This is a genomic window from Lacrimispora sp. (assembly GCF_047605665.1).
Taxonomy (GTDB): Bacteria; Bacillota; Clostridia; order Lachnospirales; family Lachnospiraceae; genus Lacrimispora.
In genome coordinates this window covers 113964-128694 of the sequence record NZ_JASGFH010000011.1, presented here as the reverse complement: position 1 = coordinate 128694, position 14731 = coordinate 113964, and the positions used below count along the sequence as shown (strand labels likewise).

At 48.2% G+C, this 14731-nt stretch carries 13 protein-coding genes; 1 reads left to right on the top strand and 12 read right to left on the bottom strand.

The window, feature by feature from the left end:
- Nucleotides 1-54 precede the first annotated feature (54 nt).
- Nucleotides 55-1287, top strand: a complete 1233-nt coding sequence (locus tag QM657_RS10960) for an argininosuccinate synthase (RefSeq protein WP_415066685.1) — start codon at nt 55-57, stop codon at nt 1285-1287.
- Nucleotides 1288-1417: 130 nt separating this feature from the next.
- Here QM657_RS10960 and QM657_RS10955 read toward each other — a convergent pair whose 3' ends face one another.
- From QM657_RS10955 to QM657_RS10900, 12 genes are all read right to left on the bottom strand, one after another.
- A complete protein-coding gene (locus QM657_RS10955; RefSeq protein ID WP_415066684.1) occupies nt 1418-2254 on the bottom strand; it encodes a hypothetical protein in 837 nt (278 codons plus the stop codon).
- Between the two features lie 428 nt (nt 2255-2682).
- The gene (locus QM657_RS10950; RefSeq protein WP_415066683.1) at nt 2683-3159 is read right to left on the bottom strand and encodes a GNAT family N-acetyltransferase; all 477 of its coding nucleotides are present in this window, start codon (nt 3157-3159) and stop codon (nt 2683-2685) included.
- Between the two features lie 25 nt (nt 3160-3184).
- A complete protein-coding gene (locus tag QM657_RS10945) occupies nt 3185-4138 on the bottom strand; it encodes a patatin-like phospholipase family protein (RefSeq protein ID WP_415066682.1) in 954 nt (317 codons plus the stop codon).
- 81 nt (nt 4139-4219) lie between these two features.
- Entirely contained in the window at nt 4220-4852 is a 633-nt protein-coding gene (locus tag QM657_RS10940; protein ID WP_415066681.1) for an AAA family ATPase, read from the bottom strand.
- 10 nt (nt 4853-4862) lie between these two features.
- Nucleotides 4863-6317, bottom strand: coding sequence for an amidohydrolase (locus QM657_RS10935; protein ID WP_415066680.1), 1455 nt, complete (start codon nt 6315-6317; stop codon nt 4863-4865).
- A gap of 17 nt (nt 6318-6334) precedes the next feature.
- Nucleotides 6335-7336, bottom strand: a complete 1002-nt coding sequence (locus tag QM657_RS10930; protein WP_415066679.1) for an ABC transporter ATP-binding protein — start codon at nt 7334-7336, stop codon at nt 6335-6337.
- Nucleotides 7337-7354: 18 nt separating this feature from the next.
- A complete protein-coding gene (locus QM657_RS10925) occupies nt 7355-8347 on the bottom strand; it encodes an ABC transporter ATP-binding protein (RefSeq protein ID WP_415066678.1) in 993 nt (330 codons plus the stop codon).
- 18 nt (nt 8348-8365) lie between these two features.
- Nucleotides 8366-9289, bottom strand: a complete 924-nt coding sequence (locus QM657_RS10920; protein ID WP_415066677.1) for an ABC transporter permease — start codon at nt 9287-9289, stop codon at nt 8366-8368.
- Nucleotides 9290-9309: 20 nt separating this feature from the next.
- A complete protein-coding gene (locus tag QM657_RS10915) occupies nt 9310-10254 on the bottom strand; it encodes an ABC transporter permease (RefSeq protein WP_415066676.1) in 945 nt (314 codons plus the stop codon).
- A gap of 45 nt (nt 10255-10299) precedes the next feature.
- A complete protein-coding gene (locus tag QM657_RS10910) occupies nt 10300-11922 on the bottom strand; it encodes an ABC transporter substrate-binding protein (protein ID WP_415066675.1) in 1623 nt (540 codons plus the stop codon).
- Between the two features lie 419 nt (nt 11923-12341).
- Nucleotides 12342-13376 carry a threonine aldolase family protein gene (locus QM657_RS10905; RefSeq protein WP_415066673.1) on the bottom strand — a complete coding sequence of 345 codons (1035 nt, stop codon included), beginning with the start codon at nt 13374-13376 and terminating at the stop codon, nt 12342-12344.
- 274 nt (nt 13377-13650) lie between these two features.
- Complete coding sequence (locus tag QM657_RS10900) at nt 13651-14727, bottom strand: N-acetylmuramoyl-L-alanine amidase (RefSeq protein WP_415066713.1); 1077 nt, start codon at nt 14725-14727, stop codon at nt 13651-13653.
- Nucleotides 14728-14731 lie beyond the last annotated feature (4 nt).

Sequence of the window (14731 nt, the reverse complement as noted above, 5' to 3'; positions counted from 1 at the left end):
TATTTATGAAAGTTCAGTAGAAAATAACCATATACAATCGAGGAGGATTTATAAATGAAAGAAAAAGTTATACTGGCTTATTCCGGCGGACTCGATACTACCGCCATCATCCCGTGGTTAAAGGAAAATTTTGATTATGATGTAGTCTGCTGCTGTATCGACTGCGGCCAGGGAAATGAGCTGGATGGTCTGGATGAGAGGGCTAAGTTATCCGGCGCTACCAAATTATACATTGAAGACCTGGTTGACGATTTCAGCGACAATTACATTATTCCCTGTGTTCAGGCAAATGCTGTCTACGAGAATAAATATTTATTAGGTACTTCCATGGCTCGTCCTGCTATTGCAAAGAGGCTGGTGGAAATCGCAAGGAAAGAGGGCGCTACCGCTATCTGCCACGGCGCAACAGGAAAGGGAAATGACCAGATTCGTTTTGAGCTGGGCATCAAGGCTTTGGCTCCTGATTTAAAGATCATCGCTCCCTGGAGAATGACCGATGTATGGACCATGCAGTCCAGAGAAGATGAAATCGAATACTGCAAGCAGCATGGAATCGACCTTCCATTTTCTTCTGACAACAGCTACAGCCGTGACAGAAACTTATGGCACATCAGCCACGAAGGTCTGGAACTGGAAGACCCGGCCAATGAGCCAAATTACGATCATCTTCTGGTGCTGGGCGTTTCTCCGGAAAAGGCTCCTGATGAAGGCGAATATGTGACCATGGCATTTGAAAAAGGCATTCCGGTCAGCGTAAACGGCGAAAAGATGAAGGTTTCCGATATCATCACCAAGTTAAATGAACTGGGCGGCAAGCATGGAATCGGAATCGTGGATATTGTGGAAAACAGGGTAGTTGGCATGAAGTCCAGAGGCGTTTATGAGACTCCGGGCGGAACCATTTTGATGGAAGCACATCAGCAGTTGGAAGAGCTGGTTTTAGACCGCGCTACCATGGAAGTGAAGAAGGATATGGGCAATAAATTTGCACAGATCGTATACGAAGGAAAATGGTTCACTCCACTGAGAGAAGCGATTCAGGCTTTCATTGAATCCACACAGCAGTATGTGACCGGCGAAGTGAAGTTCAAGCTTTATAAGGGCAACATCATCAAGGCCGGAACTACTTCTCCTTACTCCTTATACAGCGAGTCCCTGGCTTCCTTTACAACCGGTGACCTCTATGACCACCATGATGCTGACGGATTCATCACTCTCTTTGGCTTACCGTTAAAGGTTCGTGCTATGAAGATGCAGGAAGCGCAAAAGGGAAACAGCGGAGAATAGTGTGATATTCCATTGAAAAGCGGAATTTCTGATAAAAGAAATGTCAGATACAAAAAAAGGGAAGAACCTCGGCATTATGCAAGGTTTCTTCCCTTTTTTTAGTTTACTATTAACATATTCTCTTTAATTCCTAAGAAGTTTTACAGGTTTCTTTTAAAGTTTTTATTTCGTCCTCTGTAAGTTTTGTGTACTTCATAATCTTCTCATATGTCTCGTCATTTTGCAGCATCTCCAAGGCCATATTTCGTCTCGCCTTGAGATCACCTTGTTCCATACCTAATTCTATTCCTTTTCCGTAAATGCTCATATTGACAACCTCCCATTCCTCTGACTGCTTTACTTCATTGACTATTGCATCCAGTTTTACAATTCGGTTATCCCGCACCATGATATCCGGGTTGTTTAATGTTGAATTTTTCATGTATTGGAGCAGACTGATCAATTCCGGTTCACCGTTTTTACTTTTCATATTGAGAAATATCTTTTGCGTTCCATCTTCCAATTCCAGTTCTTGTATTTCTTTACACCGTTCTGTAAATGTATATTTTGCCAGGTCTTGTCCGAATATATCTTCCTGGGTTATAAATATGATGACAGATGATGGCAAATACTTATATCTTGTATTCTTCCCTGATTTTAATACAGGAGAATCCAAAAGCCCCTGATAATACCTGGCCCGCCTTCTTACATCATCAGAACTGGTATCATTTTGCATTTCTGTTACAAATTGACGGTCATCTGCTGCGACTGCCCAGGCATCCATTCGTATTGCACGTTTACCGGACCTGTTCAACACCACCTGTTCTACTTTTACCTCTTCCAGCTTTAAATCCTGTTCATTCATGATAATGCTTAAGGTGCATTCATATGCCTCTCTGTTTTTCATCACTGACAGAAACAGGGCAAAATCGCTTAGATTCAGTCCCTCACTTTCCGGCAGAATATCACTGCGGTTTTCGTATTCCATATTTGTTCTTCCTTTCGTTTTATCCAGGAAGAACTATCCGCTCTCCCTGCTGTTTTTAAGGGTATAAGCAAGGAGTTCTTGAATGTTACAGACTGCTGAAAACCAGCATAAATGAAAATGTTAGATGTATTGATTTAGAAATCATTGCTTATTAACAGTATACCATAGGAAGACACTCGGTACAACAGGCTTGTGATCTGACATTGTCTGATCTCCCCTTTCTCCGCTGCCGCATCGTCAACCTCCCCCATGTGCAGAATACGGAAGAACGGGTTTTTATTGTAGGCAATACCTGCAAAATTCCCATCCACAGAGGCTTTCTACCGGATATAAGGAAACAGTTTCTCAAAGAGGAACTGCGCCAAACACCGAAATAAAGCCGCAGTTCAAACGTCCTGCGGCTTTTCTGAAAATTTTCTTTTATATTTTTATTTTTTCCCAAAATCCTCCAGAGTCTTTCCAGCCACCCGGTATGTAGTCCACTCATCCATGGCTTCTGCTCCCATGGAAAGGTAAAAGTCAATGCTGGGTTTGTTCCAGTCGAGACATGCCCACTCCAGCCTGCCGCAGCCCCGTTCTGCTGTGATTTCCCCTAATTTTTGTAACAGGCCCTTGCCGATTCCCATTCCTCTATACTCTTTATCCACATATAAATCCTCTAAATGGATTCCGGCCCTGCCTAAAAATGTGGAAAAGTTGTGGCAGAAAAGGGCAAAGCCCGCTTCTTTTTTGTCAGCCACGGCAAAGATCACCTCTGCCTTTTTCTTGTCAAAAATCCACTCCTCCAGCAGTTCCTCTGTGGCAACCACCTCATCAGACATCTTTTCGTATTCAGCAAGTTTTTTGATAAAGTCCAATATTAAAGCAGTGTCTTCCCTCTGTGCATATCTGAATGTCAATTCCATTTCACTTTCTCCTGATCTCAATTTGTCAATGTTTTTCCAATACCCGTTTGATGCGGGGCATCATTTTCTTGGTATAAATATATCCGTCATCCATGCATTTTTCCATGCTTCCAAAGGTCAAAAGCCCTGCCTGGTTGGGCAGAGGCGGCTTTAACAGCAATATTTCTTCCTTGGAACGGCAGTCCTTTAATTCCCGGCTCATGATGGAAAAGGAATGGAATGCGGTTTCAATGATGGAATAGTCGTGAGGTTTTTCATACTCCTCTCCCACATCCACGGCAATGATCCGTGATTCCCCTGCTGCTGCCAAAAGATCTACCGGAAGGTTGTTTGTCACGCCGCCGTCAGTCAGCAGCCAGCCGTTCATTTCTCTGGGACAGAATACGGCGGGAACCGAAGAGCTGGCCATGATGATATCACAGAGCAGTCCCTTGTGTTCCCATTTCACATACTCCTGTTTTAAGGCGGAAAAGGGCATGTCAGTTCCGAACAGATTGGTAAAGACCACTGTATTTCCGCTGTTGATGTCCACAGCCGGGATCAGCAGCCCCTTGCAGTCTCCTTCAATTCCAAGGCCGTTTGTCAGGCTGCAGAGGAATTTTTGAAGCCGGTTTCCCTTTATGAGACCCTTTAAGCTGGTTTCTCTTCCCATGAGCATCTGGGGTAAGAACAGGATGATTCCTGAAATATCAGGATCGATATAGCTTCTCCCGTGTCTGGTGAGCCACCGGACCACTTCCCGCATCTCTCCGATTCCCAGACCCGCAGCATAGAGCCCGGCCACCATGCTGCCGGAGCTGGCTCCTGCGATCCGGTCAGGAAGGAGTCCTTCCTCCTCCAATGCCGTCAGTACGCCTACGTGGGCAGCCCCTCTGGCTCCTCCGCCGCCCAATACCAGTCCATAATCTGCCACATTCATTTCCCCGCTTTTCAGCCTTGTTTCAGGAAAATGTATGCTGCCCGTATGCGAATTATACATACGAAAGCAAAAGACCCATGCCTTAAATCCTACCACACCATTTTCAATTAATCAAACATATTTTCATTGACGATCAGTGCCTTACAATTCTATATTAAGTTTCCTGTGGAGTGCATTTTTTATCAGCTCAACGGAATTATCATCTCCCAATTCTGCATTATTCAGCATGATATCATAATTATCCGGGTCTCTCCAGTTCCTGCCGCCGGTATAGTATTTATAATAATCTTTCCGGTATCGGTTGGACTTCAATACGATATGTTCCGCTTCCTCTTCTGAGACATCCAGCCGTTCCATTACCCGGCGGATGCTGTAGTCTAAGGGAGAACCGATGTACACTCTCAGTATACGGCCGTAATCTTTCAGCACGTAGTCCGCACATTTGCCCACAATAATGCAGTTTTCCAGCTTCGGCAGCTCTCTGATGATGTGTGCCTGAAATTCAAACAAACGGTCATCCGATTTAAACTCTTCTGACTTGGGATGGGGAGTAAAGCGCTTTTGTATTTTGCTCAATTGGGAGTGGAGATAGCTTCCCCGAAGCTTTTCATCCACCTCCACGAAGTCGTACTCATCCCGTCCGCTGTATTTCGCTGCAAGGGTCAGAATCCGGTTCTCGTAACTGTGAATTCCCAGCTCATCAGCCAGCCTGGCGCCGATCACGCGGCCTCCGCTGCCAAAACTGCGCGCAATTGTTATCACATAGTTTTCCATAGATACCCCCTTATCCAATATCGCTGATTGGCCTTGGTCTGATACCGGCCGGAATCGTGATATACGTCTGCCCTTCCAGTTCTTCCTTCCATTCCGCTCTCGCCGCCGCGATCTTTTCCGGCTGCTTTAGCATCTTCATGGCGGCCAGGGCCATCACCTTTCCGGCATACAGCATCCCTTTATGTGCAACACTGGATTTCCCCTGAGAAACGGCCTGCCAGGAATGAGCCGGTGTGTAAGGCGCCCATGTGACCGTATGGACCTGAGAAACGGGGCACATCCAGCTTGTGTCCGCCACATCGGTAGACCCTGCCCCGGTCTTTACAATATGGATATCCTCATAAGGCACAATGAAATCAGCAATGGGGTTATGGCGGTTGGCTTTTAAAAAGGCCTTATTCTCCGGGAGCAGGTGGTCGTCAATCAATTCATTGAACTTTTTCTCCGCCCCTTCCGGTGCCATTTTGGCATAGGCGGCGGCTTTTTTATACTCTTCTTCCGTATATTCCGGAACGCCGATCTCATTTAAAGACTCATACAGCACTTTCTCCAAAACCCGGTTAGGGACAATATTGGCACACGACTTTATGAGCTGGGACTCCACCGTCGTCCCCGTCATAAGAGCTGCGCCTTCTGCGATCTGGTTGACACGCTGGTAGAGCTCATGAGCCAGCTTGATCTTAGGCGCACGGATCAGATAAATGGCCTTGGCCTGGCTCTGGACCACGTTGGGGGAAAAACCTCCGGTATTGGTTATGGCATAGTGAATCCGCGCCTGATCAATCATGTGTTCCCGCAGAAAGTTGGCGCCCACATTCATAAGCTCCAATGCATCCAGGGCGCTTCGCCCCATCTCAGGGCAGTCCGCCGCATGGGAACTGCGCCCGGTAAATGAATAGAGCACCTGGAAATTTGCCAGGGAGCTGTCTTTATTCACTTCATTGACAGATGCCGGATGCCAGGTCACTGCAAAATCCAGGTCCTGAAATGCTCCGTCTCTGGCCATAAATGCCTTACCGGAACCGCCCTCTTCCCCTGGGCAGCCGTAATAGACAACTGTTCCTTCATGGCCGTCATCCAGATACTGCTTCACCGCCATAGCGGCTGCCGCAGAACCGGCACCAAGCAGATTGTGCCCGCAGCCATGGCCGTTGCCTCCGCAAACGATATCTATCTTCTCCACTGCCTCCGCTACCTGGCTCATTCCCGACAAAGCGTCAAACTCGCCTAAGAATCCAATCCTGGGCCTGCCGCTTCCATATTCCGCAGTAAACGCGGTGTCAACGCCGTACACGCCCTTCTTTACCGCAAACCCCTCTTTCGCAAGAAATGCGGTCAGTGCCTCTACAGACCGTGTTTCAGAAAAGGCGGTCTCAGCATAGGCCCATATTTCATCACTGAGCTGATTGATGGCATCTGATTTTGCATCAATCACCTCCAGATAACGCATTAAGTCTGAATCCATGTTCCATTCCTCCCATTCTATTCCTGCACTGTGTTAAGGTCTTCATAAAGCAGACATGCCACCTTATGTCCCGGAGCTACTTCCTTCAAGCTGGGTATCACCAGAGAACAGGCCTCTGTCGCATAAGGGCAGCGCGTATGAAACACGCAGCCGGAAGGCGGATTCATCGGTGACGGCAGATCGCCTTCCAGGGAAATGCGCTCCTTCTTCACTTTCGGGTCCGGACTGGGCACCGCGGAAAGGAGCACCTGGGCATAGGGGTGTCTCGTATTTTGAAACAGCTCTTCCGTCTCAGCTTCCTCAACCAGATGTCCCAGATACATGACGCCAACCCGGTCGGAAACGTATTTTACCACACTCATATCATGAGCAATGAACAAAAAGGAGATATTCTCTTTTTCCCGCAAATCCTGAAGCAGATTGATGATCTGTGCCTGAATCGAAACGTCCAGGGCGGAGACCGGTTCATCGCAGACAATGACCTTGGGATTTAAGATCAGCGCACGGGCAAGCCCGATTCTCTGCCTCTGCCCTCCGGAAAACTCATGGGGATAGCGGTAAAAATGTTCCGGACGCAGTCCGACTTTTCCCATGATCTCCATGGCAATGTCCAGCCGTTCTCTTTTCGTGCCTATTTTATGTATTTCCAGTGCTTCCGTCAGAATCTCCCCCACCTTTTGGCGTGGGTTCAGTGAGGTGTACGGGTCCTGAAATACCATTTGAATATTCCGGCGCAGCTCTGTCATATCCTGCTCTTTTATCCTGGTGATGTCTTTACCGAGCACTTCCAGCACACCGTCCGTGGGGTCCAGCAAGCGGATGAGAGTCCTGCCAAGAGTACTCTTTCCGCACCCGGTTTCACCGACCAGACCGTAGATTTCCCCTTCGTGAAGAGTGATATCCACACCGTCCACAGCTTTCACATAGTGATTGGGCCTGCCAAGCCCGGCGTGAACCGGAAAATATTTTTTTACCTGCTTCCCCTGAAGAACAACCCGTTTCTTCTCTGCTGTTTCCATCTGTGTGCCTCCTTTCAATTAAGATAATAAGTGTCCGGTCTGTACTGCATAGTGGCAGCGGACTTTTTGCATATCCCCTGCGGCGGCTAACTGCGGCATCACTGTGCGGCAGTGTTCCGTCGCATGGGGGCAGCGGGGGGCAAACCGGCAGCCTTCCGGAATCTGGCTGAGAAGCGGCACGGTTCCCTTGATTTGATGGAGCCGCTCTCCCTTTTCGCTGTCCAGCTTCGGTATGGAAGACATCAGGCCCTGGGTGTAGGGATGGAGGGGGTGGTCAAAAATATCCTCAACCGGCCCTTCTTCCACAATCTGACCCAGGTACATGACGATGACCCGTTTGCAGGTTTCCGCAACGACAGCCAGGTCATGGGTGATCAGCATGACGCCCATATCAAGCTTCTGATTCATCTCCACGATCAAATCCATGATCTGAGCCTGAATCGTCACATCCAGCGCTGTGGTCGGCTCATCGGCGATGAGAATCTGCGGACGGCACGCCAGGGCAACTGCAATCATGACACGCTGGCGCATGCCTCCTGAAAGCTCAAACGGATACTGGTAAAACCGCCTCTCCGGATCGGGTATGCCGACCAGCCGGAGCATTTCCACCGCCTTCTCTTTCGCCTCTTTTTTCGATATTTTTCGGTGGATGAGCAGGGATTCCATGATCTGATTTCCCACGGTAAACACCGGATTTAAGGAGCTTAAAGCATCTTGAAATACCATGGAGATTTTTTCGCCTCTGATGTCCTGCATCTTCCGGACAGAGAGATCAAAAAGATTTTCTCCGCAGAACAACACCTCTCCATCGTACCGTGCCAGTTGTTTTTCATCGTAGAGGCGCAGGATGGACTGGGAGGTTACACTTTTCCCGCATCCCGACTCGCCCACGATTCCAAGCATCTCCCCTTTATAGACATCGAAGGAAACACCGTCGATGGCCTTTAAATACCCACGCTCTGTTTTAAACTGCGTTGTCAATTCCCGGACTTCCAAAAGCCTCTCTTCCATAGTGTTCTCCTTTCTCCTCTAACTGCTCATGGGATCAATGAAATCGCGGACCCCATCCCCTAATAAGTTCAGTCCCAGTACGGTAAGGGCGGTAAATGCACCTGGGAACACGATCATCCACCATGCATTGTAAATCACTGATTTCCCCTCGTACAATATGTTGCCCCAACTGGGTGCCGGTGCGGGTACGCCTGCCCCCAGAAAGCTTAAGGCCGCCTCGGTGATGATGGAGGAAGCGAAGACAAAGGTCACCTGTACGATGAGGGGGGACAGAATGTTCGGTGCAATATGGCGGCATAAGATTCTGGACTTTTTGGCGCCCAGACAGCGCATGGCTTCCACGTAGGTCTGCTCTTTTACCACCAGCGCCTGGCTTCGTGCCAGACGGGCCATATTGGGGATATTGACGATTGTAAGGCTGATGATCACATTTTTAATATCCGCACCCAGTACCGCCATCAGCGTGATTGCCAAAAGGGTGCTGGGAATTGCCTTTAAACCATCACAGATTCGCATCAGGATGTTATCGGCGACTTTGTTGGTGCTGGCATAGAGGCCGATGACCAGCCCTGCCACACCGGAAATGATGCCTACGCTGAAACCGACAGTCAGTGATATCCTGGCCCCATAGATGACTCTGGCAAACACATCCCTGCCCATCCCGTCTGTTCCGAACCAGTGCACGGCACTGCTGCCTTTTAGCCGGTTGGCGACATCCAGTGCCAGCGGGTCATGCAGGCAGATCACAGGTGCCAGAATTGCCAGCAAAATCATCAGAACCACCACAGCCAGCCCAAAGACAGAAGCCCTGTTTCTGGTGAATTTACGGATGCGGATATCCCTCTGTTCTTTTGCAAGAGTCTTCTTAAGGGTTTCCATACTGTCACTGCTATATGACATATAAAAGGAGTCATATATCTCCAGAGTTTCTGACTTTGTCATATCTATTCCACCTTTCTGCTCTAATTCACACGGACCCGCGGATCTACCACACCGTAAAGAATATCGATAAGCATATTAATCAGTACATTGAATACGGCAATCAAGAGTACAATTGCCTGGATCACATAATAATCCCGCCGGCCAATGGAATTAACCATCAACTGCCCCAGCCCAGGAACCGCAAACAGGCTTTCAACGACTGCCGCTCCGGCCAGCGCTGTGACGATGCTCTGGCCAAATACTGTGATCAGGGTTACCATTGTATTTTTTAAGGCATGCTTTACAAGAATTGTAAAATCTCTGACGCCCTTGGCTTTCGCCATCTTGATATAGTCACTGTTTAGAACCTCCAGCATGGAAGCTCTTGTCATCCGCATCATCAGCGCCGCGTTCATGAAGCCCAGGGCGATGGCCGGAAGTGTCAGGGAACGGATATGGGGAATGAATCCGTCTTTCAGCTCCTTGAATCCGGAAACAGGAAACCAGCGAAGCTTTACTGCAAATAGCAGCATAAGGAACAGCCCCAGCAGAAAACTCGGAAGCGAGATTCCTGCCAGTGATAAAACTGTGACCCCATGATCTACAACTGATCTTTTATAACGTGCTGCAACGATGCCCAGAGGCACTGCAATGACGGCTGAAATGATGAGCGAATACAGTGCCAGCGAAACTGTCGGCTGTATATGGCTGATAATCATGGTGGCCGCTGTTTCATTGCTGACCACGCTGGAACCTAAGTCACCCCGGAATATGTTGGCGACCCAGACCACATACTGTTCCGGCAAGGAACGGTCAAGTCCCATCCGCGTCCGCAGTGCCGCCACATCGGCCTCCGTTGCCATATCTCCCAGCATTGCCGATGCCGGGTCGCCGGGCACCAGATGAACCAGGGAGAAGATAATGACCGATACCACGAACAATACCGGTATCACAGATAAAACTCTTTTAGCAAGGAATTTTTTCATACGCCCATCCTTTCTGCGTCAGTTTATTTACTGCTTGCGGTGCATTTATTCCGGGATTGCTGCATTCCAGAATTTCGGGCCGCCGCTGAACATGTTGATATTGCTCACGTCCTTTTTCCATGCAAACATGCCCATATAGTGTCCGGGACAGATGATCGGCAGGTACTCCCAGGAATAACCCTGCAGTTCATCCCACGCTTTTTTAGCGTCATCGAGATTGGTTGCAGATGTCATGTTGTTAAACAGTTCCGTCAGTTTCGCATCATCTGACCAGCCTGGATAATCTTTTCCAAAGTAAAGCTTTAAGGAAGGTACGGGAACCTCTGCAAAGCTGGTGATGTACATATCGAAGTTAGCCGGGTCTTTTCTGTAATCAATCAGTGTTGCCCAATCCACGATACTCAGTTCAACCGGGATTCCGATTGCTTCAAGCTCTGATTTCATGACAATTGCCATGGAATCCATACGGTTTAAGGAAGCCACTAAAATCTTAAATGTTTCTCCTTTGTAGCCGCCTTCTGCAAGGATTTGTTTTGCTTTTTCAGGGTTCTTCTGGTTGTATAACTCACTTCCGGCATCGGATTGCCAGAATACCTGACCGGCGTCCATATAGCCGGAGCCCAGCTCATATGCTGAACCGTAAGCTGCCATCAAAACTGCATCACAGTCAATGGCTGTATTTACGGCGTTACGGAAATACTGGTTGGAAGCGATTCCTGACTTGTGGTTAAAGATAAAGGCCACGGAGCCGGACTGGTCTTTGCTGGTGACCAGATCGGGATTGCTCTCCAGTCTTGCATAATCCTCATCCTGTACATTAAACATCACATCATACTGTCCTGCTTCCAGTCCTGCGGTTGCCGTTGCCTGATCGGGAACGATGTTGTACTGCAAAACCTTGGAAGGTGCCCCTTTGTATCCGCTCCAGCCGTCCATGGGCTGACCCTCTGTTCCGTAAGCGCAGTAGTCGTCAAAGCGTTCAAATTTCACGTATTGATCCTGTTTCCACTCTACAAATTTATAAGGACCGGTTCCAATATAATCTTTCAGATAACCGTTATCATCTTCATTCCCACACGCTGCTGCCGTTGTGATGGCTGCCGGCTGTGCTGATCCGGCGATCATGGCGGGAAGTAAAATCAGGGGGCTGCTGCCAACGATCTGTACGGTTTTATCATCAACCTTTTCAAATCTCGCATCACCCACCATGGCTGCCGCTGAACTGAATCCTTCGATCCAGCGGTTCATGGAAACCACCACATCATCTGCGGTCATGATGCTTCCATCATGGAACTTGACTCCCTCTCTCAGGGTAAAAACGATAGTCGTTCCGTCATCGCTGACGTCAAAGCTCTCACAGAGCTCCGGTACTGCCTCTGCATTGCTGTTCAATGTCACCAGCTTCTCCCAGACGGTTCCATCACACATCTGCCTGGAAATCAAAGAACTGTTTTTATGTAAGTCCAGGGACGGCGCCTGCTGGGTCACTGCGATCTGCAGGGATTCCTTATAGCTTGCCGCGGGATCGACTGCCGCTTCCGTTCCACCGCTCGTTCCGGCTGCTGTGCTGTCTGCCGAAGATGATGCTTTGCCTGCACCTGCGCATCCACTCAATACAAAAACCACTGCCATTGCCAAAGCTACCACGTTTTTGCCCATTTTTCTCATAATAGAGTCCTCCTTTTCTTCTAAAAAAAAGACAGCACAAATATTGTACTGTCTCCTTTGACAATAAAACTTTCGATTGCCTTTTTTAAAAAAAGACAGCACAAACGTTGTGCTGTCTTCTTTGACAATAAAAATTTTTTAGATTGTTATGCATTTTAACACATCACTTTTTCAATGTCAATAGGTGTTTATCATAATTTTTATGAATAAAAATAAAATATTGTTTCATCCACCTGAGGTATATATCCCTATTTATTGCTGTTTTTGTGAATTTCATGTTTTTATTTTTATTCACAATTATGTATATTTTATTCATTGTATGAAAGAAATCCCAATTCCAGACCCGTTGCCCCGGCAACAAAAAAAGTTATCACATAATACGTTTCAATACCCCATGATTCTTGCATTTTGTTATGTATTTACTCATTATCCAGACTGCGTATAATCCGGGCTGCTTCTATGGCATCCTCTTTTGTGATCCCTTTGTAGAAGACCAGCCGCACCTTATCAGACAGCACCGGCTTGATGAGCAGGCCCTTTTCTTCTGCCTTCTGGCAGTATTCCTCAGGTGTCAGTCCCAGATCATTGACATCCAGCACCAGGATGTTGGTTACAGCCTGCCCAACCATATGGGTGTGTTTTAAGCCCTGAATCAGTTCGGCTGTACATTTTGCATGATCGTGGTCCTCTTGCAGGCGCTCGATATGGTTCTTCATTGCATAGAGACCGGGGGCTGCAATAATTCCTGCCTGCCGCATAACACCGCCCAGCAGCTTTCTCTTTTCACGCACCTTCAAAGTAAATTCCTGATTTGAGCACACCAGAGAGCCAACGGGAGCACCCAGGCCTTTGGAGACACAAAACATGACCGAGTCGACATAACGGCACATCTCCCCGGCTGATACGTTCAGAGCGACTGCCGCATTAAACATCCTTGCCCCATCCATATGCACCGGCACTTGATATTGGTGTGCCAAATCGTAAATTTCTTTCATGTTCTCAAGAGGAATGCAGGCCCCGCCGGTAAAATTATGCGTATTTTCAATGCATACCAGCCGGATGCCGCCGCCTTTTAAGGCTGCCTCTATATCTTCCAGTACAGGAAAACCATTTTCATCATGCCGGTAGCTCACCGGCTGCAATTGGCCGAAACCGGGGTCAAACAACACCTTTTCGCTGATATAAAGATGCTGCTGCTCATCCACCAGCACTTTGTCTCCCGGCTGGCAGTAAGCCAGAACAGCAGCCGTGTTGCCAAGGGTTCCCGTTGGGAATAAGACCCCTGCCTCCTTGCCGGTCATTTGTGCTGCCAGGTCCTCTAATTCATTTACAGTGAGGTCTTCGCCTCTTTGCAGCCCGTGAGTTCTGCCATCATCGCCTAATTTCGCTCCAAGAATCGTTTTCAGCATCTCCTGATCCGGTAACGTAAGCGTATCACTTCTCAAATCAATCATTTGCACTCCAGCCTTTCTCTTTTATTTAAGGGGTATATCCGTTTGTTCTCTTATACAGTTTTTCGGTAAGTTTATTATAGTTCTTTTCTGCATTATTAGCCAGGTTAAATTATTTTATAGACATCATTGATTCAAACGGACCACGAGGGAAATGTGTGGATATGGGCCATCCGGATGAAGGATTTTTTGCAAAAACAGGGCTTTGATACGGTTTCTCCTGTACGCAAAAAAAGAGCAGGAATCTCCTGCTCTTCTGCCTGATTGGTTCTTCTGTTTAGTTCTGATAATATGCGTCAATGCCGTCGGCAATTCCCCTGGCTATCTTATCCTGATATTCTTCGGTTGCCATCTTTTTGTCTTCTTCCGCATTGCTCATAAAGCCCATTTCCACAATGGTCACCGGAATTTTGCACCAGTTGATGCCGCTCATGGAATCCGTTTCCTGAACTCCCCGGTTTTTAAAGCCGGTCTGGCTGCTGATTGCGTCTGTCACTGCTTTGGAAAGGGCGCTGCTCTTGCTGTAAAGTTCTCCGTTGTAAGGGTTTTTCGAGGTCTGGCACATGGTCAGCACACCTTGGATGCTGCTGTCATTTAAGGAATTGGCGTGTACCCGGACAAAGATATCGGCTCCGCTCTGATTGGCCATGTCCGCCCGCTCCGCATTGCTGATGTTCACATCATGGGTTTCCCGGATCATATAGACCTGATAGCCACGGTTGATCAGTTCCTGCTTCAGCTTTAAAGAAACAGCCAGATTGAGTTTGTATTCCGGAAGGCCTGTGGCAACTCCCTGGGTTCCTGAGGATACTTTTGCCTTCTGCTCCGAAGCTCCTGGGCCGATGGGCTCTTTTTCTGAGTTTCCCTTGGCCTGATGGCCTGCATCAATGGCGATGATCTTGCCGGTAGCAGACGCCTTTGGCTCCTCTGCCGGTTTGTCCTTTGAAACGTACTGGGAGGAAATATAGGATTCCCTGTCTCCATAAACGACCCTGCTCCAGGCATCGCTGTATCCGGTCCGCTTCAAGGTCTCTCCTTTGTTAAGCTTTGCCAGGACCTCGCCTGTTCCGGCCGGGGACTTTCTCACATTCACGGAAGAACCGGTCACGTAAACAGTCTCATCCACTGCCGTAAATGCAGGAGCCGTCTCTGTTGTGACAACGGCTTCATGGGTGCTGGTTTCCGCCTCAATGGTCACGGGAGGCACTTCCTCTCCCTCTGCCGCACTTAAGCCGCCTGAGGCTTCCTCTATGGCCGGCACTTCTGCCGCTTCATATTTCCTGCCGCAGCCTGAAAGAACTGCCGCACACAAAAGAACTGCGGCCAGGAGTACCCAGCCTATTCTTTTCCTCACATCA